This is a genomic window from Vibrio spartinae (genome assembly GCF_024347135.1).
Taxonomy (GTDB): Bacteria; Pseudomonadota; Gammaproteobacteria; order Enterobacterales; family Vibrionaceae; genus Vibrio; species Vibrio spartinae.
Window position 1 is genome coordinate 1,601,980 of record NZ_AP024907.1, and the last position, 23,950, is coordinate 1,625,929.

The window sequence follows — 23,950 nt, forward strand, 5'->3', positions numbered from 1 at the left end:
TTGAGAGTGACAAATTATGACTTCGACACTGATGAGCGAAAGGCTCGAACGAGAGCCCTTGATTAACAAGAGATTGTTATCGATATTATTGGTCGTTATTGTTCCACTTCTATTTTATATATTACCAGCTCCGGAAGGTTTATCTGTCCAGGGATGGCATTTATGTGGGTTGTTTATTGCGACAATTCTTGGATTAATTTTTAAACCTTTTCCTGCCCCTGTGATTTTATTATGCGTGATTTCGGTTATCGGTCTGACTGGCGGAGATACGAAGCTAGCGTTAAGCGGATATTCATCCACGACAACTTGGATCGTATTTTCTGCGTTAATTATGAGTAACGCAATTCTGGTCACTGGTCTGGGAAAACGGATTGGATATCTTCTGATTGATAAGTTCGGAAAAACCAGTCTGAGACTGGGGTATGTTCTGGCGATGCTGGACTTGATTATTGCCCCCTGTACACCATCGATTACGGCCAGAGCCGGTGGTATTGTCTTCTCTGTTGCGAAAAGTATTTCAGCTTCTCTGAATTCCTATCCGGATTCAGGTGCCAGAAAAATTGGTTCTTATCTGATGATGAACTCGTTTTTAAATACTAAATCAACAGCTTATGTTTTCTTGACCGCGGCTGCTCCCAACCTTCTGATTTTACCGTTTATTAAAGACATTCTTGGCGTTGATCTAACATGGACGAGCTGGTTCGTTGGTGCTGTTGTTCCTGGTATGGTCATGCTGCTTCTGACACCGCTGATTATCTATATGGTTTATCCACCGGAAGAGAAGAAAATCGACAATAAGCGCATTGCTAAAGAAGGCCTGAAAGAGCTTGGTGCGTTTAGTAAAAAAGAAAAAATGCTGGGTATTATTTTCTTGCTGGCTTTAGCCGGTTGGGTGATGGGTTCTGTATTTCATCTGAGTGCAGCCGTTGTTGCGATAGCAGCGTTTATGTTGATGATCCTCTGTGGTGTTATGTCCTGGGATGATGTATTACAAGCTAAAGGTGCATGGACTGTGCTGGTTTGGTTTGGTGGTGTCATCGGACTGTCCGCTTCTTTGAAAGCAGAAGGCTTCTTCTCTTGGCTTGGCTCATTGCTGAATCATTTTGCCAGTACCGATACTAACACTACGCTGGCCTTTGTGATGATTGTATTGTGTAGTGTGTTGGTTCGTTATTTCATTGTTTCCGGTTCGGCATACGTTGTATCGATGATCCCCGTGTTCTTTACACTGGGTCTGCTGATGGGGGTTTCTCCTGGTCAGTTAGCTATCGCACTGGCATGTTCTACCGTTTATGGTAGTGGGATTACTCACTATAGTAGTGCTGCCGGCCCCATTATCTTTAGTGAAAATTATGTACCGCTGAAAAACTGGTGGACAGTCGGGGCTGTGGTTACTTTCATTAACTATGCGATTAATATGACACTCGGTCTGTGGTGGTGGAATATACTCGGACTATAGATTTTCCCCTGAGTCACATTGATCAGTTTAGATAAATCGAAAAAGCTGCCCGGTTGATATCTCGTTTCAGATGAGAAATCCTGGGCAGTTTTGTGTCTGGCCGATGAAAAGAAAAATTAATGGCTTCTGGTATAAAACCGTTTAGCCAGGCATCTGTGCGTATGGGGTGCGTACTGATACAAAAGAGAAGCAAAAGAGAAGGTATACAGAAAGGGTGATTCCCGCGAGGCGGGAACATAAGGTATAAATCAGTTGACAGCTTTGCTGAAGAATCGTTGAGGTCGGCCCACTTTCCCGTGTTTGACGGTCGCTTTTAAATACCCGCTGCTGACCGCGTATTCAAGATATCTTCTGGCGGTTGTCCGGCTGACAGAGGCTTCGGCACTGACCTGCACAGAAGTGTAGCTCTGGTCTTTTGAAAAGACAGCCAGAATTTGCTGTAAGGTAATTTCATCGATGCCTTTGGGATGTCTTATGCCTTCTTCTGAGTTATTGTGCTTGTTGTACATTTTCTTGATGAAAGTTTGGTCAACCTGGCCGTCTTGATTAAGGCTGATTTCTTTATGGAACTGATAGTAGCGTCCCAGAGTTTCAGAAATTTGATCCAGCGCAAATGGTTTGATGATGTAGTCAAAAGCACCCAGACGAATGGCGTTTGTCGCTGTTTCAATATCATTTGCCGCAGTAATAAAGATGACATCAATGTTGCTATTCTGAGAGCGAAGTCTGCGGAAAAATTCAATGCCGGTTCCGTCTGGTAAGTAGTTGTCCAGTATGATCAGCTTCACTGAAAAGTGATTGAGCATCATCCTTGCATCAGCAAGTGATTTGGCTGTGCCGACAACTCTGAATGGGTATATTTGAGAAATATGGTCAGATAATAGGCCCGAAATCTCTTTAATATCTTCAACGATTAATAAATCAATTCTGTTCATAGAATAATTTAGCCTTGACTAAAATTGATGAAACTAGCGGGTAATTTTCCATTATAAGTGATAGATGTCACAATAACACAGATGCCAAATAAAGGAAGTGAACGAAGGCAAGATAATAGTATTTTTTAAAATTAAGATCTAGTGATGTCTGACAGAGCCTTCCATCTAAAACATGGGTTGAACTCGGGGTTGATCTGAATCAATCGCTGAATAAATGTTGTTCATGAATCTGTCGTCGTAAAGTGACCTGTCGTTATAAAATAAATAGTTAAAGCAATTACTTTGGTAGAAATGAATACAATATTCAAATGGATTTATACATCATGGCTCGGTGATTTTTTACAAAGTAGGTTAGAACTGTTTGAAATAATAATGGATGACTTAAGAATTTATTAGTGAATGAGTATTGCTTTGACTGGGGAATATTTTTCAGGATATCTGAACGAGTTAGTCAGTATGATCGGTTGAGGTCTTGATTAATATATGTTTATTGCCAGTATTTATCAGTTATTCCAGCCATGAGTTAGAAAAATATTTCTGAGCTGGATAATGAGGGGTGTGTTGCTTCGAGTAAAATCCGCCTTCTCACGAGCTAAGCCGGCGGATTTTTACTTCAGATATCATCAGAGCGAGAGGACACCCTCAAGAATCTTTTTAGCGGTCCTGACCAGAGAAACGGACGACACTTTGCCATTTTCGCGGGCGACTTTCAGATCGATGAAGCCTGATGGGTGCTCAATACAACAGTCGACGAGCTCAGCGTTTTGCTGAAGTAAGTCGTAGCTGACTGTTCCGCGATGACACAGCGACATGGCAAGTGCAATACTGCCGGTGACTGCAATCGCTTTATGGCATGTTCTTGGCACATAGTAACGTGCGTTAATAGTGCCTTTATCCGTTGCCGGTTTTGAAACCAAAATTGGTTTGGGAATGACTTTGTCAGAGACGTCACCCAATCCCATCATTTCTCCCGCTTGGCGTCGTAAAGCTTCCAGTTTTTGGGTGAATTCAGTATCTGCATCCAGCTCTGCCGGTTTTTCGTAACCGGTTTTGCCGAATTGGGCTGCATCAACAATCATGACCGGAATGGCAGCGTCAATGCAGGTGATATTGTAACCGTCGAATTTGTCCTGCACATTGCCTGTCGGGAAGAGTTTCCCCGTTTTTGCGCCTTTCACATCAAGGAAACTTAACTCGATCGGTGCACCCGGGCTGTTGACGCCGCTAATGTAAGTATCACCTTCATAGTTTACTTTGCCGTTTGGGGTTTCAACCGTTGCGTGGATAATTTTGTTGGTATTTAAATTGCGGATGCGAATGGTGGTTTTGTCACCATCGGCTTTGACTAAACCTTTTTCCAGTGCAAAGGGGCCGACACCGGAAAGAATATTTCCGCAGTTGGGGGAGAAATCGGTTTTTTTCTCAGTGATGCCGACTTGTGCAAACAGATAATCAACATCGACCCCCGGTTCGGAAGATGGTCCGACAATGGCGACTTTACTGGTGAGACTGTTTCCGCCACCAATGCCTTCAATTTGCAGCTCATGGCCTGAGCCCATTGCTTTTTCCAGAATTTTAGCGATTTCTTCCCGGTCTTCAGGTAAATCTGAGGCAAGAAAGTAAGGACCGCGAGAAGTGCCGCCACGCATCATAGTTAAGGGCAGTTGAGTTAGCTGAGTCATAGGATCTCTCTTGTTATCCAGTAATAAGACTGATCTTCTGCTAATCGGGAAAAGAGATGTGAGAGGTCTGAAGGGCGGTGACTAAATTTAAAAAAACAGTATGGTTATAATGAACAAAATTATTGAGATCGTTGTGGATTCGTCACAATTTAATGGTGTTTTGTTGAATATAAATATACTTGTGAATTCATATTAAAGTCGTACCTTGGTGAGTGAGCGGTAAACTGTGTCCGGAGAACACATCTGTCCGGAGAACACATCTGTCCGAAGAACACATCTGTCCGAAGAACACATCTGTCAGGTGAATGCTAATCTTTATCGTTCAACAACAATAATTTGAAGGTAAAAACTCTTTTTTGTTCATTAAATCTATACTGTTTTTTATTTACTTTTTCATTCGGTTACATGTCATATTCCTAGAGAGCAAAAACCATAAAATGGTCCCAATTTACAATTCCAGAAGGGAACATTACCGATGAAGCGAATATATCAACAATATCTCGATAAATGCGAAGAACGCGCGGCTCAGGGGGTGGTAAAACCCGCTTTAACTGCTGAAGAGGTTCAAGCCTGCTTTGCCTTGTTACAGTCTGAAGCCGACAGTGCATTGTTTGCGGAGATTCTTGATTTGTTGAAAAATCATACACCTGCCGGTGTGGATGATGCTGCAAAAGTAAAAGCAGAAATCCTCGGTCAGATTGCTCTGGGTACGCTTTCCGTTGCGGCGATTTCGCCCCGAGAGGCGACCCGAATGCTGGGTAGTATGATGGGTGGCTATTGTGTTGATAAGCTCATTTTACTGTTGGACGATGATCAATTGGCTGAAGAAGCTGCGAACCAGTTGAAAAATATGCTGTTAGTGTATGAAAAATCGGACGACATCGTTGCAAAAGCCCGTGAAGGCAATCCATATGCGAAGCAGGTTGTAGACAGCTGGGCTCAAGAAGAATGGTTGAGTCGTCAGTCATCGGTTGCTGAGTGTCTGACCATGACCGTCTTCAAAGTCACGGGTGAGTCAACGACCGATGACTTCTCTCCGGCACCGAATGCCTGGTCAAGACCGGATATTCCGCTCCATGCTCTGAGCATGTATAAAAATGCCCGCGACGGGATTCAGCCGGATCAGGATGGAGAGCGAGGGCCTGTCAGCTTAATCAATGAATTAAAGCAACACGGTCATCCTATCTGCTTTGTCGGTGATGTTGTTGGCACCGGGTCTTCTCGTAAATCGGCGGCGAACTCATTAATCTGGTACATCGGTCACGATATTCCCTGCGTACCGAATAAACGCAGGGGTGGGGTTGTGTTAGGGGGTAAGATTGCGCCGATCTTCTTCAATACATTAGAAGATTCCGGAGCCATGCCGATTGAAGTTGATGTTTCAAACATCAACATGGGCGATGTGATTGATATTTATCCATATCAGGGGCTGATTAAGCGTCATGACAGTGATGAAGTCCTGGCTGAATTTACGTTGAAACATGATGCTATTCTGGCGCAGGTTCGTGCCGGCGGTCGGATCCCTTACCTGATTGGTAAATCTCTGACTGAGCGCGTGCGTCAAGCATTAGGGTTAGCGGAAGACAATACCAAAGCAGGTAGCGTTGACCAACCGTTTACACTGGCTCAAAAAATTGTGGGTAAAGCCTGTGGTGTCGCTGGAGTTCAACCGGGCATGTTCTGCACACCCAAAGTAACGACGGTTGGTTCTCAGGATACCACCGGAGCGATGACGCGTGATGAAATTAAAGATCTGGCCTGTATGAAGTTCAGTGCTGATCTGGTGATGCAGTCATTTTGTCATACCAATGCTTATCCCCGTATGATTGACAGCCAGCTTCATGCAACCCTGCCGGAATTTTTTGAATCCCGGGGCGGAGTCGCACTGAGACCCGGCGATGGTGTGATCCACTCATGGCTTAACCGAATGCTGGTCCCCGATACTCTGGGTACCGGTGGTGACAGTCATACTCGTTTCCCGATGGGGATTTCATTCCCTGCCGGCTCAGGTTTGGTGGCTTATGCTGCCGCAACCGGGACGATGCCGATCGATATGCCGGAATCGGTACTGGTGAAATTTAAAGGTGAGATGAAATCAGGAATTACGCTGCGTGATTTGGTGCATGCGATTCCTTATTTTGCCAGAAAGCAGGGGTTACTGACGATCGAAAAAGCAAATAAGGTCAATGTATTCTCCGGCCGTATCATTGAAATTCAGGGGCTGGAAAGCTTATCTGTTGATCAGGCGTTTGAATTAGCCGATGCAACCGCAGAGCGTTCCGCTGCGGCAACGACGATTGCGTTAGCGCAAGAGCAGGTGATTAAAAATGTGCGTTCAAATGTCACTCTACTTGAATGGATGATTGGGCAAAACTATGGTCATCGGGAGACTTTGCAAAGCAGGGTCGATGCGCTGAAAACCTGGTTAGAAAAACCAACATTGTTGGCCGCCGATCCGGATGCCGAATACGCTGCGACGCTTGAGATTGATCTGGCTGAGATTGACGAACCGATTCTCTGTTGTCCAAATGATCCGGATGATGCGCGTCAATTGTCTGAAGTAGCAGGCACCAACATTGATGAAGTGTTCATTGGCTCGTGTATGACCAATATTGGTCATTTCCGGGCCGTCGGTAAATTGCTTGATAAATTACCGGATCTGACTCATTCAGCACTGTGGATAGCGCCACCAACAAAAATGGATGCGGCACAACTGCGCAAAGAAGGTATTTTGAACACCTATATCCGGGCCAGAGCGCGGGTTGAAGAACCCGGATGTTCTTTATGTATGGGGAATCAGGCTCAGGTCAGAGAAGGTGCCACTGCGGTTTCGACATCGACACGTAATTTCCCGAATCGACTGGGACAAGGCTCTAAAGTATTTCTGGCATCGGCTGAACTGGCCGCCGTCACTGCAATTCTGGGCTACTTACCGAGTGTTGATGAATACCGTTCCCGCGTGTCTGTCCTCAGCGAGGATCAAGACAGCCTGTATCAGGAATTATTGTTTGATCAGGATGTTGCCTATCAGACTGTTGCCGACCAGACTGAAAGCCGGATTGCGGTTGTATCCTGCTAGAACGCAAGGATAAGCAGTTTAGCGGCATTTCTTGATTGAAAACATTTGATTAAAAAACAGGTGATACCGAATGGTATTGCCTGTTTTTTCTTTCCTGATGTCTCAGCCGCACCACTAATGTTACTTACAGCATGAACGACGCACTGATGTGAAGTGTCTCGGGAAAAGTCTGCGACATCGCAAGTGTGATACTGCCGGTCACTCATCACTCTAGCTATCTTCGTCAAGCAGAGCCAGAAACCAGAAGCCAGAAGGGGGCGTGGAAAGTCATGTAATCGGTGGGTGTTCAGTCACAAACGATGTTTTTGACTATTTAGTAAATGATGGTGTTATGTTGACTCATCAAATGGAAGAGTGAAGTGTTGATTTAGAATGAGACTGAGCTTATCAATTGTGGCAATTTAAAAGTTGGAGTCAATTTATGAACGATAAATGCGTAGTTCTGGTAACAGGTGGCAATAAAGGTATCGGTTTTCAAGTTGCACGAGAACTGGCGTTATTAGGCGGAACTGTGCTTGTGGGCGCAAGATCAGAGACCAATGGAAAGGACGCTGTATCTAAGCTAATGAGTGAGGGGCTTCGTGCTGATCTAATTCCGATTGATGTGACTGATCAGGAATCTATCCAAACTGCAGAAAATCTCATTCGTGAGCGCTATGGGCGTCTCGATGTTTTGATCAATAATGCAGGAATAGCAATCGATGCAGGTATGAGCCCAAGCCAGCTCAGCATCGACACGCTTAAGCAAACATTTGAGACGAATTTTTTTGGCGCCTTTCTGGTCACACAAACAATGCTCCCTTTGTTACGGAACGCCAATGCAGGGCGAGTGGTAAATGTATCATCTGGATTGGGATCACTGACTCTAAATAGTGATCCAGATTCTGAATTTTCGGGCGTAAAATTGATTGCATATAATTCCTCAAAGGCAGCCCTTAATTCGCTCACGATTCAATTTGCATATGAGCTGAGAGACACCAGCATAAAGGTCAATTCTGCCGATCCCGGATACACTGCGACAGATCTGAATGGTCATAGCGGCACACGGACTGTGGAACAAGCCGCTGGAATTATAATCAAGCTGGCAACGCTTGATGAATCGGGTCCGACAGGTGGGTTCTTCGATGAAAATGGAAGCGTGCCATGGTAAAAATGGCTGAGTTGACGTGGCATGGTCGTGCCCTGCAAACAGCGATAAATACTGATGAAAGAAGAGGGTGATACATCACAAGCAGATGCGTTGCACCGTCGTGTTGACCGTTATATTTTTCCATTAATTCAGGAGTTATTTCAATGCTTTATTCTGAGGCTAGTTGTCTTTGTGGTTCCGTGAAAATTACGGCAGAGAATATCAATCCCAAGTTTACAGTGTGCCACTGTCAGTCATGCCGAACTTGGGGTGGTGCGCCATTCTTTGCGGTGAAATGTGGGACTCAAGTGAAACTAGAGGGGGAAGACAAAATAAAAATCTACAAGTCATCGTCCTGGGCTTCACGAGGCTTCTGCACTGAGTGTGGCACCCATCTGTTTTATAAATTCAAAGAAACAGGCGAGTACAATATGCCAGTGGGCTTATTTTCAAACCTAGAAGGGCTGGAAATGGACATGCAATATTTTAGTGATATGCGCCCGAGCTATTATTGCTTTGCCAACGAGACGAAGGAAATGACCACAGAAGAAATCATGGCCTACTTTGCGGATAAGGTGTAACCAAGCATACCAGCGTTTATTGTTTAAGGTGTGGTTTGCAGTCACTCAGGTATTGCGAGCCTCACACCTGAATTGGGCATTATGATGCTACCGAGCGAAACTTCCAATAAGGAATACGATGAAACAGAACATTGTCCATATAGCTCTCGTTGTGAAAGACTATGATGAAGCAATAGATTTTTACGTAAACAAACTAAAATTCGAGCTGATTGAAGACACCTATCAACCTGAACAAAACAAGCGCTGGGTTGTGGTTGCACCACCAAATTCTCATGGTGTTACGCTGTTGCTTGCCAAAGCTTCGAAGGCCGAGCAGCATGATTTTATCGGTAATCAAGCTGGTGGTCGGGTATTTCTATTCCTAAGTACGGACGATTTCTGGCGTGACTTTGAGCGCATGAAATCAATTGGTATTCACTTCGTTCGAGAGCCAGCAGAACAAGACTATGGAACGGTCGCTGTATTTGAAGATCTATACGGAAACTTGTGGGATCTTCTTCAATTCAATCCAGACCATCCAATGGCGAAAAGGTAGCATACAAGACCTTCTTCATCGGGAAGGTTTCGTGAACGATGAAAAGTTCTCTCTTTTTACCCATAGTTGAGCACTCCCACCTTGGATGATTCGTTTGCTTTTGGAATAGAACGGACGATCAACTCAGTGAATTATCAGCACGAAAGCGCTTCATGAATATTAAATGAGGTGATGCAGAATACGCATTTGCAATTTAAATTTCGTGACAAATATTTTCCCCGAATTGTTGTTATTTTGTTTATTGCCAATTAGAGGCCGTCGTTATTCGAACGACACCTCAGTAAAGCCGTTTTCACAATATTATAATAATAATGAATGATTTATTTACATTAGATAAATGTTCAAGTGCAACTTTAGCGCTTGTTCTCTGTGGACAGGTGTTTGCAAAAACCAAATCATTCGTGTTGTTTTCGCTGCCGTATCGGCAGATTTAAAAGATCGGTTATGTCATGGGCAAGAGTATCTGTGGTTCCTAGTCATTAGGAAGACATCTTAAACGACGTAGTTGGCAATACCGAGATGAATGACCAATTTATTATTGGGTTTAAAGGCTTGTATTATTTTATTGATCACATTGGTTTTGATTTTTTCAAAGTCATCAACCAAGTGGCGTCCGCTTAAGTTGTTCGGTTGCAATCGAGCCTATTTACGATAACGCCAATGGTGCTTTAGCGCACATTATTCTGGGTGTTACACAACTTAAATTAAGGAAAATATAAATGAAACAAAAGGTATTCACTTTCTCGATGCTTACAGCTTCGTTGTTTGCGAGCAATGCATTCGCGGCCAATCATCAGGTGACCATTAGCGCAAATTTACAAGACCGTGGCGCTGTCATTAATAAGGACATCTATGGCCAATTTGCTGAACATTTAGGACGAGGTATTTATGGCGGTTTGTGGGTCGGACACGATTCCGACATTCCGAATACAAAAGGTTTTCGTAACGATGTTGTTCAAGCTTTAAGAGACATCAAAGTCCCTCTGATTCGCTGGCCGGGGGGGTGTTTTGCCGATCAATATCATTGGCGGGATGGGATTGGTCCTCAAGCGGATCGCCCGATTACCATCAATTCAAACTGGGGGGGCGTTGACGAAACCAATGCGGTCGGTACCCACGAATTTTTTGATTTAGCCGATCTGATTGGTGCTGAGACTTACATCAACGGCAACCTAGGCACCGGTAGCGCGCAGGAAATGGCTGACTGGATTGAGTACATCACGTCCGATAACGATTCCGCACTCGCCAATGAACGCCGCGCTAATGGCAGACGAGAACCGTGGGAAATCAAATACTTTGGTATTGGTAACGAGGCATGGGGTTGTGGCGGTAATATGAATGCGGATCACTACGTTGACCTTTATCGCCAGTACTCGTCAGCCATTCAAACGCCTCCGGGTAAAGAAATCTTACTTGTGGGGAGCGGTGGTACCACGGAGGATACCCAGTGGACTGAGGTGCTGAGCGACCGGATCCACAACGATATGGATGGGATCAGTTTCCACTTCTATACGCTCCCCACCGACGATTGGGATAACAAAGGTAGCGCCACCGAATTTGACAATACCATGTGGTTTCACACCATGGAACGCACCTATCGCATGAAAACCTATCTGGAAAATAATATCGAGATCTTGGATCGAAATGATCCTGAGGGTAAGTTAGGTTTCTATGTTGATGAATGGGGCACATGGTACGACACGGAAGAAGGTCGTGAACCCGGCTTCTTATATCAACAAAATACCTTGCGTGACGCGGTGGTTGCAGCAGTGAACCTCGATTTGTTTCACCAGTATGCCAAACGTGTTCATATGACAAACATCGCGCAAATGGTCAATGTGCTGCAAGCCATGATCCTGACTGACGGTGCAGAAATGGTAAAAACACCGACGTACTATGTTTACGATATGTATAAGATATTTCATGATGCAACGTCGATTCCGTTTACGCTGGACACCACGAAGTATGCTATGGATGGTAAAGACCTACCAGCGGTCAGTGCGTCATTAGCGCAGGGAACAGACGGCCGTATATACATGGCTTTGGTGAATTTGGATCCGGTGAACGATGCAGATATTGACTTGAATCTAAACGGAAAAATTAACACCATCTTAGCGGGGCGTATTTTAACTGCCGACGCCATCAACGCTAAAAATACGTTTGATAACCCACATGCTTTAGAGCCACAACCGTTCCAGGACTGGGCGGATAGTTTTGTGCTTCCTGCTAAATCAGTGGTTGTGTTAACGCTCAAGTAGCGGTCAGTCAGATTTGGTCAGACATCAAGCCAGGCGAGGGGACTCGCCTGGCTTTTTATGCAGAGAAAACCTCCAGCTAGGCTTGGGGCAGTGAAGCTTTTAGCTATGGGCCAGTTATCAAACCCCTCTCAATTTGTTAAAATAGCTTGAGGTTAGCGACTACAAGAGTTAACAAAAAACTGAAAAAGGGGGTAGAGCCCGGATGGAATCTAAAGTCGCCGTTTAACCCCCAAAAAACATAGAGGTAACAGGCTTAAACTAAAATTCGATGCTTTCCCTAAAACTTGTCGGGTTCCAATCACAAAGCTAACAGTATTGATGGAGATTACGGGCTCGAACCCACTGATTAAAAGAGACAGTCAAACGAACGACTTAATTAATGCTCGATGTTATAACTAATGGTGTCAATTCCGGACTTATTCATTATAATTTTCTCAATGCATTAGAGAGGTGTTTCGTAAGCTGTATGTTATGCACATGCTTGCTTTCTCACTTCATGAATTATCTGAACTGATACGCTATTGTAAGAACAAGCATGGTAATCACACTCGTGTTCTACTGCGGTAAATCACAATAGATACATGAGTGTTAAGGCTGGCAGATAATTATAAAAAGAATAGATCTGTCATTTAAAAAGAGAATGATAAATTTCGGTATGTGCTATGAATGAAAGTTTAAATTTTTCCAGCTTTTTCCCGTTCTCCAGTTTAACGTTTCCTCCGACGACATCTGAAGGACTAAGCTCTGTTTTTGTTGTTTTATTGATTTTTTTATCTGTTATTTTTGGATTTATTTCAATACGAGCTTATCTTCGAGCGAGAGGTCGTATTACTTCATTAAAAAAACTATTAAAAAAGACTGAAAACAATAATGTAGTGGATATTCGTCAAGATTTAATTGATGAGCTATCTCCTCCTAAATATGCTCAAATTCGACACCTATGGAATGAATTCGATGAAACGTTAATCGAGGCCATAGGACGAGATGGAATAGTAAGGCTTTATAACACTTATGATGCTGCCTATTTTTTTAATTCCAGTACTCTTGCTGCAGGAAGCACTGAGAGTCGGATGCTGACAGCTGTTCCTGGTTTTCTTACTGCCGTTGGGGTCATTGGTACCTTTATGGGATTACAATTGGGACTGGCTGATCTCAATATTGGTGGTAATGTTGGTATCGATGAGATGAAAAACGGAGTCGCAGGTGTTATTAGCGGTGCGAAAATTGCGTTTGTGACGTCTGTATGGGGTGTAACGTTAAGCGTTATTTTTAATTTTGTAGAAAAATTGTTTGAATACAAAATTCGTCGGCGTTTAAGTGACTTACAGCAAATTATCGATGACCTATTTCCTAGATTGAGTACAGAGTCTCAACTTGAACGTATAGCTCATGACAGCCATCAATCGCGAGAAAGTCTTCAGGGGTTGGCTGAACAAATTGGTGATCGATTACAAGATTCTCTTATACAGGCGACACAAGGTATTCAGAACGGTTTGGAATCGAGTCTCGAAAAAATTATGGCACCGGCTATTAACAAATTTGTCAATGAAACTTCAGACGGTAACCAAAAAGCGCTCGAAGCTACGCTGCAAGCATTTATGGATGGTTTTGGTCAACAAGGTGAGCAACAGCGTCTTGCTATGGATAGTGCGTCGAATGGTGTAAATGCATCTTTAGATAAGATGAGTACATCAATGGAGGCATTTTTAAATCGATTACAGACGCAGCAAGATGCATCGTCTGAACGAGAAAAAGATCTTATTAGTTCAATTTCAGTTCAAGTATCAGAGTTAGTTGAACAAGGAACAGAACAAAAGCGTACTCTTGCAGAGCTGGTGGATAGACAGGTTACAACACTTGGTCAGCAGTTTGATGATAGAGAAAAGGCTGCTGCACAACGTGAAGAAAAACTTGCCACATCTATAGAAACAACGATTAAAGATCTTGTTGATAATGTTTCTAGTCAAAGTCAGGTTCTCAGCAATTTTGTTAACGAACAAATAGGTTCTCTGACGAGCAGTTTTAATGAGAGGGATCTAAAGTCGCAACAGATGGAACGTGACCGGAATGAAGTTTTTGTTCAACAAACAGATGCGATGAAGCAGGGGACAGAAACATTGTTGTCGCGTGTTTCAGATGTCAGTGAAGCGAATATGAAAGCCGCTGAAAATATCCTTTCTCAAGGAAAACAATTACAAGCTAGCCTCGATTCATCAGTTTCAGCTTCAGCACGAGCTACGGAAAGCATGCAACAATCGGCTAAAGAGCTAAGAAGTGCTTCTGATAATATGCAGGTGTTTGGATCTCATATTAGAGAAGCTGGTAATAATCTTTCAGGTGCTGTTCAGCAGGCTGTTGAGAGCACAAAAGATCTGGCACAACAAAATCAGCTTTCCAGTGACAGAATCGAACAATTAAGAGTTAAATTACTGGAAGATGCAGCTAAGTTTGATTCCATTGCTCAAACATTAGATCGAACAATCATTAATGCGGACAGCACATTTACGGCACTTAAAGAATCTCAAAGTGAATTTTTGCAACAACAGCAAAGTAGTCTGACAAAGTTAAGTGAAAATATTCAAAATCATGTTAATGAGCTAAGTTCTCGGATGACTTCATTATTAGAGGACTACGCTGAACGAGCTAATTCGCAAACATCGAATCATCTTACCGTATGGTCTCAGTCAGTAAATGACTATGCAACAAATATGAATTTAGCAGTAAATGCTCTTTCCTCTGTAGTTGATGAAATTCAAGGTAAGGTGAGCTACGCACAATGAAAAAAGGATTAGCTAGTCACAACAAGCGGCACATCGATGAAGAAAACCCTTATTGGGTATCTTTCTCCGATTTGATGTCTGGATTATTGGTTATTTTTATTCTTGCATCCGTTGCGTTGATTATTGAACTAACCCAAAAGACGAATCAAGTCGATGCGGGAATTGAAGAACTGAAAAAGGCTGAGCAAGTACGTCGTAATATTGTGTTTGATATTAAAGAAGAGCTTGCCCGCCGCAATGTATTTGTTGAGATAGCTGAAAACGACACAGTTATACGTATCCCAGACAAGACATTATCATTTTTATCTGGTGAAGATGAATTACCCAAAAATAGTGAAATGCAGGATGCTGTACGAGAAATTGGATTGGTACTTCATCAAGCAATAATGAAGGAAGGTCGATTGAAATATCTCGATACGGTCTTTGTTGAAGGTCATACAGATAGTGACAATATCTATTATCGAGGTAAAGGTAACTGGGGGTTATCTGTAGATAGAGCGATCTCCGTTTGGAACATTTGGCAGAAAGATATTGAAATCGAACCAAAGTTTGGTGTTTTAGATAATGTTTATGGACAAAAATTGTTCTCGGTTAGTGGCTACGCTGCAACACGTAGGGTAAATACCACAGAAATTAATGATTCTGAAAAAAGCCAGAATAGGCGTATTGATATCCGTTTTACAGTAAAACGTCCAACTATTGCTGATTTGGAGAGGATAGTTGCGCAATGATGATGAACCTAAAGCGATTAAATTTTACTTTGCTCGAGCCAGAGACATTTTTTGAAAAGGAAATTTCAAATTTAAAAAAACTGAGTAATGAGCTCAGTGTTTGGGCTAACAAAGCGGGAACGAATAATCAGCGTTTTAATCGAGCGTTGGATGAAGTTCAAGATGCGATTCGATTTAAACGCCCGTTGGAGGAAACTCTCTGTTCAAAAACACATGTTCGAGCATTTGCCCTTTCTCTTGAATCGGATACCGATAACAAAATTAAGATTACTCAAAGATTATTAGATGCGATTACACAAATAGTTATAAAACCGACCAGTTTACTTATCGAGTCACTTTTTCAGCATTTTTTAAAGAAATTTGATGAACTTGGGGATATTGTCGCAACAGGTGCGTGGTTGCATAAGTCAATGAAGGGTCGAGGGATAGAATTAAAACACGGGAACGAAATATTATCTGAAAATGGTCCCCAGTGGTTAGCGAATCAGGCAATACAACAAAATATTGATTTTGACCAATTGGTTCGTGAATTAAAATTAGATCGTTACTCAAGCGGAAAATTTATCACATTGGCGCAAAGTATATATTATGTTGAGCGCTTGAAAACAATCACATTGAATCAAGGTCATGAACTCCTACATGAAGTTCAAAAGCCTAATGTTTATCAAGCTAGGTATGACAGCGAAAGTTTGTTAGGGCATAAGATTCTCGAAATATTGATCTCCAGAGCACAAGGAACGGCTATCGATGATTCTTGGCTTAATGTCATTATGGCGATAGCTGGCGATCCTCGGATACCTAAGTCCCATGAACGATATATCAAATGGTGGAGTCATATTCATCCCACATTGATTCAAACCGTCCGAGGATGGTTATCAAAACTCGATTTACGTCTGTTCCTTGAAGCCTTAGATGATTTTGCTAAAACATCCCACGACAGTGAATTGCGCCGAATGTATCCGGCGAGAAAACAATTTCTTGAGGGGCTATTTGATGCCGGATTAATTACTCATACTAGACTGTATATGAGTCGCCAAGCAGATTATTTTCTAAAGAGAAATTACGATAAAAACCACTTACCCAATTACTCTTTAGTTTCCAACGGTGATAAGTCGATCATTTATGTTCAGTTAACCGGAGCTCATCTTATTGAAGGTAGCCACAGCTGTTATCTCTGGATGTACAAACATCTCGATCCGGAAGTCTGTGTGTTCAACTATGACATTTCTCAGCCGACGTACAGTCAGTTGACGTCTGGTATTAACCATCAGATGCTTCAAATATCCGAGGATATGAGGGCGAAAGCAAAAATAACCCATTCACCAACCAATTTTTCTTGGCAGCGTAAAGCATTAACGACATTACGGGAACTGGGAGTTAAGGTGACGCCGAAAGATGTATTGAGCGATAAAGATTACAAACAATTCAAACAACAATTTGGGACAAGAGAATGGCAATAGGATCATTAATCAGCCGTTTTTTCTCATCTACAGATAAATCAGAATGTTTTGATGTAATTTGCGACGATGGACTCGATTTTTCCGCTGATAAAAAAGTACTGAATGCCATTACCATCGGTAATGCTGGTGAATACATTACCGCACAATATGTCTGTTTGAAAATGCTGGAAGAGCAGGGGCTGGTAACTGCTTTTCCGGATGGCTTTATGATGCCAAGTGATACGGCGGTCAGGTTGAGTGCTGAAGAACGTGAGTTGTTAAAACTCGCTGAGGTATGGACGGGCGGCATTGAGGTGGATGTGACCGGCCGTTCGAGTCATCCGGACTTTGCTGTTTCGTTTTCGGTCTCCAATTTCCGTGGGCAGATGACCAAAAGTTATCAGATTTCAGGTCCTTATATTCAGTTTAGTGAGCAATCCAAATATTTGCTCAGCCCTCAACAACTGATAGCATTTCAGGCGTTGGCCTCTCATCACTCTTCCGCAAAATCAGAATACGACAACCTGTTATTGATTCATGCATTGCAGCAAGCGCAGGAACAGGGGGGGCGGATTAATCTACAACACTTTGATAAATTGAGAATTATTACTCCAGATCAAATTGCAGTGGAAGCGGAAGTGGATGCCTCTGGGAATTTAATCCTTACACCGAACCTTGGACAAAAAGCGTCCCACAACAAGATGCAACGGGTGCTTGGTCAACTGACGCATGATTCTGCAACCACGCTGCGAATCGGTGACGAAATCGTCTTATTCAACGAAGAAAAACTGGATGCCGTTAAACAGATCATCTCAAATCGGGTGATTCCCAAACATCAAGTAAAACAGTTTTTAAAAACACCAACTGCATTTATTGATGCCAGTCTGGTCGATTTGGATCTGGGCTTTTCTTTGCGTGTCCATGGTGCGACAGTATTTAAGCATGCGTATTTTGGTGAAACGGATCAATCTGGTATTGATTGGTTTGCTCAAGCAGCTAATGCCGAAGTTATTTATCCGTTTTCAAAAATAAAAGATACTGTATCTGATGCTGAAACCTTGGAACAACTCAGTCAGAAAATTGATGATGCGATTCAAACTGGAGCTACGGTTATCGATTTTATGGGTAATACGTATGAGATACCCGATAAGGATGTTGCTCATACTGTTCTCAATGAAATCAAACATAACCTAGATATTGGGCATGAAACTATAGCTAATGAAGTTGATGATAAGGACGTTACTGAGAACGAAGGTCAAGTTTCAGAGCAGGATGGTATTTATGTTGTTGACATTGATCTTAACGATGACGATTTAAGTCAGGAATCAACCGTTGTAGTTAAAAATTTAGATCATGTGCTGGATAAGCACGAGTTAGACTGGAGCAACCATAAACGCACGCCTTTCCTTCATCAGGAGATTGGGGTGCGCTGGATCTTAGGGCTCGAAGACAAAGCTCGATCAGAAGATACCATTAGCGGTGCCATATTGGCAGATGATATGGGGTTGGGGAAAACATTTATGGCGCTGTCTGCTATCGAGCATAGTTACCAGCGTTGTGAATCGATGGATGTCACACAAAAACCAGTTCTTATCGTGGCACCATTAAGCCTGTTGGAAAACTGGCAAGATGAAGTGGATAAAACCTTTCATACATCACCATTCAACGATGTGGTGATTCTCCAATCGGATGCTGATTTATCCACGTTTCGTCTAGGCGGCACAGAAATAAGAGGGTCATCTGGCAATGACGACGAGCTTGAGCTCAGATATTCCTTAAAAGTCGGTAAGGCCTTTCTCAATGAGCGTCTCGATTTGCCTAAGCGTTTGGTGATTACCACCTATCAGACGTTGCGGGATTACCAATTTTCGCTGTGTCTGATTGACTGGGGAATGGTGGTATTTGATGAAGCGCAAAACATTAAAAATCCGAATTCACTGCAATCTCGTGCGGCCAAAGGTTTAAAAGCTGATTTTAAACTGGTGGCGACCGGGACGCCGGTGGAAAACAGTCTTGCCGATTTCTGGTGTTTAATGGATACCGCCTGCCCGGGATATTTGGGCAGTTATCAAGAATTCCGTGCTACCTATATTTCACCCCTTTTAAAGGCTGCGGGGGATGAAGTGGAAGCGATCCGACATCAGCTGGGCCGCGCCCTCAGAGAAAAAGTCGGTGCATTAATGTTGCGCCGTGTCAAAGAAGATAATTTAGAAGGATTACCTGAGAAGCATCTACATGCAGGCGGGCATTTTGATGGCTGGAATTATCTCGATTCACTGCATTCCGTCATGCAGGGTTATCAATGTAATGTGTATGAAGGCAGTATTCTTAGTCAGCTACAAAATGAAGACAGTCATGCCTTGACGACATTAGCCCGTTTGCGTGACAGTTCGCTGCATCCGAGATTAGCCGATGGCGGGCGGTTAGATGTCGGTAAATCATTCAAAGAGACCCTAGCGATATATCAGGAGTCCGGCAAACTGATGTCGCTGCTTACCACTTTGGAACAAATTAAAGCGAAGCAGCAAAAAGTGATTATTTTCGCCGTTAATAAACGACTGCAGAGTTTTCTCAGTGTTTCGTTAGGACAGCTATTTGGCTTAGGGCCGCTCTCGGTGATCAACGGTGACGCCAAAGCGGTTTCAAAAAATAGACTGAGTCCGACCCGCAAAACCATGATTGAAGCTTTTGAGGCCAAAGATGGCTTTAACATTATCGTGATGTCACCAGTAGCCGCAGGGGTGGGCTTAACGGTGGTCGGTGCCAATCATGTGATTCATCTTGAACGTCACTGGAACCCGGCCAAGGAAGCGCAGGCAACAGATCGGGTCTATCGCATCGGTCAGAAAGAAGATGTTCATATTTATGTGCCGTTGCTGTATCACCCCGAATACGAATCGTTTGATGTGAATCTGCACCGTTTGCTGACTAAGAAAACGCAGTTGAAAGATGCGGTTATCACTCCAGAGGATGTGATCCCTCAGCCCGCCGGAATGGGCAATGGTGTGTTTGGCGATACCCTATCAACACGAATTACGGCAGAGAATGTTGACCACCTGAGCTGGCAACAGTTTGAGGCGCTCTGTGTTGAAATTTTTGCGAAGCAGATGTCGTCTGAGAGCTGCTATTTAACCAAGCAGGGTAGCGATCACGGTGCTGATGGTATTATTGTCGGGAAACAGGGCACAAGTATCCTGATTCAGTCCAAATTTACCCTGCGTCGCTACGAAGGATATAAAGCTGTTCAGGAAATCACCTCAGCCAAACCGATTTATGAAAATGCGCTGAAAACCACCTTTGATCGCTTGGTGTTTATGACTAATTCTTCGACGCTCGGCAAAAAAGTGATGGAAGTCGCTAAGGCTTGTGATGTTGAAGTGATCGGTCGGGCGATGTTACTGGAACTGTTATCAAAAACCGAAGTGACTTACAAAGATGTATTAACCCGTTTAGATAAACAGCGATTATCTTTGTAACGCATAATTGGGAGCGAAATGTTGTTGGGTACCATAGTTTAACCAAGGGGGTTGGGTTTCATTGACCGCATAAGCTGCAAACCTAGCGCATCTCGCTAGGTTTGTTGTTATAGACGTATCGTTATAGACGTATCGTTATAGACGTATCGTTATAGACGTATCGTTATAGACGTATCGTTATAAACGATGGTTATAAACGTATTGTTATAGACGTATCGTTATAAACGATGGTTATAAACGTATTGTTATAAACGTGTCGTTATAGACGGTTAGAATTGGTAGTCAGCAATGACCCCAAATGTCCGTGGGGCGCCGATTTCAAGCAGATCGTTCTTATGTCGTAACACATAGTCTTCGTCGGTGACGTTTTTAACGTAAGCGCGAATCGTGAAGTTATCCGCGGCATAACCGGCGTTCAGGTTGACCACGGTGTAGTCACCGGCCGACGTGCTTTTCGTATTGGCTAAGTCAGTATAATACTCCGAGACGTAGTTCGCCCGGGCGCCGAAGAAGATGCCTGACTCAAGGTGTTGCGTGAAGCCGAGACTTGCAGACAGATCCGGCGCATAGCTGAACTCTTTGCCGTTGAGGTCTTCTGTTGTGCCGTTAGGCCCTTGAGTGACTTCTGTTTTCAATAGACCAACAGAAGCAAACACGTCTAAGCCAGAGTCGAACCAGTAAGTGGTTTCGACTTCAGTCCCATAGGTTTTGCCTTTCGGAATATTGGCAACGTAGTTGTCTAATCGGCTACCGCTGTCGCCATAAACAACCGTATGGTAGTTATCGTAGTCGTTGTAGAAGAGATTGGCGGTGACCCCCAGTTTTTTATCGAGGAAGGTGGAGCGTGAGCTCAGCTCGTAAGTCCAGACTTCTTCTTGTTTAAATACAAAGAGTTCTTGCTTGTACTCGTTATAACCAATTCCCCCGGCGTTGTAGCCTTTACGCGCGGTCAGTCCCAGCGTTGAGTTGCCGGAAACGTCATAAGTGACGCCAACTTTAGGCAGGAAAATGTTGTTATCATCATCGGCCTTAAAATCAATCGGATACTTTTCATGATCAAAATCGCGATCAAGGTCATCCCGCTCATAACGAGCGCCAAGCAACAGCCCCCATTTCGGTGTTAGCTTGATTTTGGAATCAAAGTAAATTGAATGGGTTTGCGTTTTATCAAAACGCTTCAGGGAGTCCGTCTGTGTATCCTGATCTTTGAAGTAACTGCTGAACCCGACAATCGCACTGTATTTTTCGTCCAGAGAGTTGTAAGCCAGCTTGGCTTCTGCGGTGTAGTTCTCCTCGTCGATATCTCCCCACCAATCCGTTTTTGGGTAAGCGATAAACTGGGTTGAGTAGTCACGTCTTGCAAGCAGGACATCCACTTTCAGTTCTTCATCAATCAGGTAAGCAACGTCTAAGTTAACGTTCCAGCTCTTCGTTTCTTGACGACGAGTACCGTTTGAGTCGGTGTATTCAAACTTGCCTTCTTCAGAAACCAAGTTGGTGTACTGACCTTTTTCATTACGGCTGGCGATCGTTAGCTTCGCCGTGAGTTTGTCGGTTCCCCACGGTTTGAACAGTAATTTACCCCGGATATTATGAGATTTGATTTCAGAAGGGTCCCAAGGATACTGGTCATTATCCGGTAAGGAATAGTCAATCGGCGTATTGCCTTTGGTGCCTTCAGCCGCAAGACGGAAGGCGAGTTTATCAGCGACGATTGGTGCGGAAACGACACCGGCTAAATGGTATTTGTTATCTTCGTTTTCGTAACCGGCGCGAACTTTGCTCTCGGTGTGAAACGTTGGATCTTTGGTTTTGATCACCACCGCACCACCGATACTGTTACGTCCTTGGTTGGTTGATTGCGGGCCCTTGTAAACTTCAACCTGTTCGGTGTCCCACAAACCTGCTTTACCGAATGCTTCGCCGGTCCATGATTCAGAGACACCATCAACCGTGGTATTGACGCGGGGCGTTGCACCGGTCATGTATGAAAGAAATCCGTCTCCGGCACCACCGCGACCATCGACCCCACGGATATGCGGCATGCCTGATGGCGCATTCAGCACATTCGGGACGCGATCCAGTAAATCGTAATAAGTCTGGTCTTCTCCGTTATCGGCCTCTGCGGTAAAAACGGTCACCGAACTGGTATTTTCGGCCAGCGTTCCCCCCAACTTTTCGCCAAGGACCACAATCGTCTCCGGGTTTTGAACGTTGTTTTGTTGCGGCGATTTTTCCGCATAAGCCCCTGTGCTGACGCCTAAGCAGATCAGACTACCCATTGCTGAAATGATCCTCTTCTGATGACGAAGAGAATAACCACTGTTTAAATCGATGAGCTTCATGGTCTAAGAAATCCTTTAAAATTTTAAAAATGTTTGATGTTGTAACAAATTTTATGTAAAAGTTTTCGCGAATGATTATGTTAATGATAATTATTATTGTTTACAATGATAATCAAAGTAAATTTATGCCACTTGATCACTTTTTCTGTGAATGAGTACGTGGTTTATCAATCGGAATAATTATGGTTTTTGAAAACATCCAAGGACAAGATAAACAAAACATGGCTGACGTTTGTCGTTGTCTCATCAGGAAAAATTGCAATATCGGGGATGAAACATGGTGGCAGAATATTTGCGCGGAAGGGACGCCGATAGTCGCTGCCGTTGCTGATCAGTTGGTTGATGTCATCTTTCTCTGGCGTGCGTCGCCATCCGATGCGGGATCCGCAGATATCCAAGCCGTGTACATTGATATCAACGGGGTCACCGATCATCACCGCTTCAATATGGCGAAGCTGACCCGGATAACCGGTACGGATGTGTGGTTGTATGTCGCATCAATTCCGCGCACTTGGCGCGGCGGATACGCGTTTATTCCCGTAACCTCAGCCGATGTACAGCCAGATTATGTGGGGCACGACGACGAAAAAAGAGAGCAGCACCGCCAATGGCTCCGGCGTATCTTTCCGCTGAGCTGCCATGATCAACTCAATTCAAATGGGCTGAGTCACTGTGGCTGGGGTTATGACAAAACGCCGCTGCATATGCCGGATGCACCCCCACAACCGCAGTGGCAACCGTTCGATCGGCGTTGCGGACAAAGTATCGAGAAGGCGACTTTCGCCATCGATTGGCACAGTGAGATATTAAACGGGAGCCGCCGGGTCTGGCTCTATTCCACTGCTTCCGCAGAGCAAGTCTTGCCGGTGGTATTCATTCTGGATGGCCGGTTTTGGTCAGAGTCGCTGCCTGTCTACGATGCATTGTCATGTGCCACCCAAGACGGCATTTTGCCAGAAGCCGTCTATGTACTGATTGATGAAATCGATGGGCGTCAGCGGAGTGAGGATCTGAGCTGTAACGCAACGTTTTGGCTGGCGATTATTCAAGAGCTGTTCCCTTTGGTGTCTGGCTATTTCACGCTGAGTGCCGATCCGCAGCGAACGGTCGTGGTTGGTCAGAGTCTGGGTGGGTTAGCCGCGATGTTCGCCGCGCTCAACTGGCCTGAGCGCTTTGGGTCGGTGGTCTGTCAGTCCGGTTCATTCTGGTGGCCGGACTTCTCGATTGTGAAACCGCCCGGTGATTATGTCGCACCCGAATCACCCCATCTGTTGAGTGATATGAGTCGGCAGGTGCATAACGGATTAGGGCGTCGCGCCTGTTTAAACATCTTCATGGAAGTCGGCAGTGGCGAAGACATCATGATTGACCTCAGTCAGGACATGTACCACCAACTCGCGGCGCAACAACACAATATTCAATACCGGGTCTTTGAGGGCGGCCACGAGCGCCTCTGTTGGCGTGGTGGCATCATCGACGGCCTGTCTTACATTTTTTCATTATAAATTTTTATCAGAACCT

At 44.0% G+C, this 23,950-nt stretch carries 14 protein-coding genes; 11 read left to right on the plus strand and 3 right to left on the minus strand.

Annotated features, from left to right (window positions below; genetic code table 11):
* Positions 1–16: 16 nt before the first annotated feature.
* On the plus strand, positions 17–1,459 hold the full coding sequence (locus OCU60_RS07130) for a DASS family sodium-coupled anion symporter (protein WP_083602706.1): 1,443 nt from the start codon (positions 17–19) through the stop codon (positions 1,457–1,459).
* A 248-nt stretch (positions 1,460–1,707) separates the two neighbouring features.
* Here the strand turns inward: OCU60_RS07130 and OCU60_RS07135 are convergent, their stop codons facing one another.
* Together OCU60_RS07135 and OCU60_RS07140 are read right to left on the minus strand one after the other, a co-directional pair.
* Positions 1,708–2,394, minus strand: a complete 687-nt coding sequence (locus tag OCU60_RS07135; protein ID WP_074373907.1) for a response regulator — start codon at positions 2,392–2,394, stop codon at positions 1,708–1,710.
* Positions 2,395–3,017: 623 nt separating this feature from the next.
* The gene (locus OCU60_RS07140; RefSeq protein ID WP_074373908.1) at positions 3,018–4,076 is read right to left on the minus strand and encodes a 4-oxalomesaconate tautomerase; all 1,059 of its coding nucleotides are present in this window, start codon (positions 4,074–4,076) and stop codon (positions 3,018–3,020) included.
* Between the two features lie 475 nt (positions 4,077–4,551).
* On the opposite strand from OCU60_RS07140, the gene OCU60_RS07145 reads away from it, so the two are divergent.
* The 9 genes from OCU60_RS07145 to OCU60_RS07185 all read left to right on the plus strand — a co-directional run bounded on the left by OCU60_RS07145 (position 4,552) and on the right by OCU60_RS07185 (position 20,084).
* Complete coding sequence (locus tag OCU60_RS07145) at positions 4,552–7,155, plus strand: bifunctional aconitate hydratase 2/2-methylisocitrate dehydratase (protein ID WP_074373909.1); 2,604 nt, start codon at positions 4,552–4,554, stop codon at positions 7,153–7,155.
* Positions 7,156–7,576: 421 nt separating this feature from the next.
* Positions 7,577–8,305, plus strand: a complete 729-nt coding sequence (locus tag OCU60_RS07150; protein WP_074373910.1) for an SDR family oxidoreductase — start codon at positions 7,577–7,579, stop codon at positions 8,303–8,305.
* Positions 8,306–8,448: 143 nt separating this feature from the next.
* Positions 8,449–8,865, plus strand: coding sequence for a GFA family protein (locus OCU60_RS07155; RefSeq protein ID WP_074373911.1), 417 nt, complete (start codon positions 8,449–8,451; stop codon positions 8,863–8,865).
* A gap of 118 nt (positions 8,866–8,983) precedes the next feature.
* Complete coding sequence (locus OCU60_RS07160; protein WP_074373912.1) at positions 8,984–9,400, plus strand: VOC family protein; 417 nt, start codon at positions 8,984–8,986, stop codon at positions 9,398–9,400.
* 719 nt (positions 9,401–10,119) lie between these two features.
* A complete protein-coding gene (locus OCU60_RS07165) occupies positions 10,120–11,658 on the plus strand; it encodes an alpha-N-arabinofuranosidase (protein ID WP_074373913.1) in 1,539 nt (512 codons plus the stop codon).
* Between the two features lie 662 nt (positions 11,659–12,320).
* Positions 12,321–14,438 (plus strand): anti-phage ZorAB system protein ZorA, encoded by a 2,118-nt coding sequence (gene zorA / locus OCU60_RS07170; protein WP_074373914.1) that lies wholly within the window; start codon positions 12,321–12,323, stop codon positions 14,436–14,438.
* Complete coding sequence (locus tag OCU60_RS07175; protein ID WP_074373915.1) at positions 14,435–15,169, plus strand: OmpA/MotB family protein; 735 nt, start codon at positions 14,435–14,437, stop codon at positions 15,167–15,169. The genes zorA and OCU60_RS07175 overlap by 4 nt, the downstream gene beginning before the upstream one ends.
* Positions 15,166–16,629: an EH signature domain-containing protein gene (locus OCU60_RS07180; protein WP_074373916.1), complete on the plus strand. Its 1,464-nt coding sequence runs from the start codon at positions 15,166–15,168 to the stop codon at positions 16,627–16,629. Before OCU60_RS07175 ends, OCU60_RS07180 begins: the two co-directional genes overlap by 4 nt.
* Positions 16,620–20,084, plus strand: coding sequence for an SNF2-related protein (locus OCU60_RS07185; RefSeq protein ID WP_074373917.1), 3,465 nt, complete (start codon positions 16,620–16,622; stop codon positions 20,082–20,084). Before OCU60_RS07180 ends, OCU60_RS07185 begins: the two co-directional genes overlap by 10 nt.
* Positions 20,085–20,353: 269 nt before the next feature.
* On the opposite strand, the gene OCU60_RS07190 is transcribed toward OCU60_RS07185, so the two are convergent.
* Positions 20,354–22,429, minus strand: a complete 2,076-nt coding sequence (locus tag OCU60_RS07190; protein ID WP_074373918.1) for a TonB-dependent receptor — start codon at positions 22,427–22,429, stop codon at positions 20,354–20,356.
* A gap of 182 nt (positions 22,430–22,611) precedes the next feature.
* Here OCU60_RS07190 and fes point away from each other — a divergent pair, with 182 nt between their 5' ends.
* A complete protein-coding gene (gene fes, locus OCU60_RS07195; RefSeq protein WP_095533322.1) occupies positions 22,612–23,934 on the plus strand; it encodes an enterochelin esterase in 1,323 nt (440 codons plus the stop codon).
* The last annotated feature ends 16 nt before the right edge of the window (positions 23,935–23,950 follow it).

Coding starts and splice junctions, on each gene's coding strand:
- OCU60_RS07145 (WP_074373909.1), top strand. CDS start 4,552: ATGAAGCGAATATATCAACAATATCTCGATAAATGCGAAGAACGCGCG.
- OCU60_RS07165 (WP_074373913.1), top strand. CDS start 10,120: ATGAAACAAAAGGTATTCACTTTCTCGATGCTTACAGCTTCGTTGTTT.
- OCU60_RS07130 (WP_083602706.1), top strand. CDS start 17: ATGACTTCGACACTGATGAGCGAAAGGCTCGAACGAGAGCCCTTGATT.
- OCU60_RS07140 (WP_074373908.1), bottom strand. CDS start 4,076: ATGACTCAGCTAACTCAACTGCCCTTAACTATGATGCGTGGCGGCACT.
- OCU60_RS07155 (WP_074373911.1), top strand. CDS start 8,449: ATGCTTTATTCTGAGGCTAGTTGTCTTTGTGGTTCCGTGAAAATTACG.
- OCU60_RS07150 (WP_074373910.1), top strand. CDS start 7,577: ATGAACGATAAATGCGTAGTTCTGGTAACAGGTGGCAATAAAGGTATC.
- fes (WP_095533322.1), top strand. CDS start 22,612: ATGGTTTTTGAAAACATCCAAGGACAAGATAAACAAAACATGGCTGAC.
- OCU60_RS07175 (WP_074373915.1), top strand. CDS start 14,435: ATGAAAAAAGGATTAGCTAGTCACAACAAGCGGCACATCGATGAAGAA.
- OCU60_RS07185 (WP_074373917.1), top strand. CDS start 16,620: ATGGCAATAGGATCATTAATCAGCCGTTTTTTCTCATCTACAGATAAA.
- OCU60_RS07135 (WP_074373907.1), bottom strand. CDS start 2,394: ATGAACAGAATTGATTTATTAATCGTTGAAGATATTAAAGAGATTTCG.
- OCU60_RS07180 (WP_074373916.1), top strand. CDS start 15,166: ATGATGATGAACCTAAAGCGATTAAATTTTACTTTGCTCGAGCCAGAG.
- OCU60_RS07160 (WP_074373912.1), top strand. CDS start 8,984: ATGAAACAGAACATTGTCCATATAGCTCTCGTTGTGAAAGACTATGAT.
- OCU60_RS07190 (WP_074373918.1), bottom strand. CDS start 22,429: ATGAAGCTCATCGATTTAAACAGTGGTTATTCTCTTCGTCATCAGAAG.
- zorA (WP_074373914.1), top strand. CDS start 12,321: ATGAATGAAAGTTTAAATTTTTCCAGCTTTTTCCCGTTCTCCAGTTTA.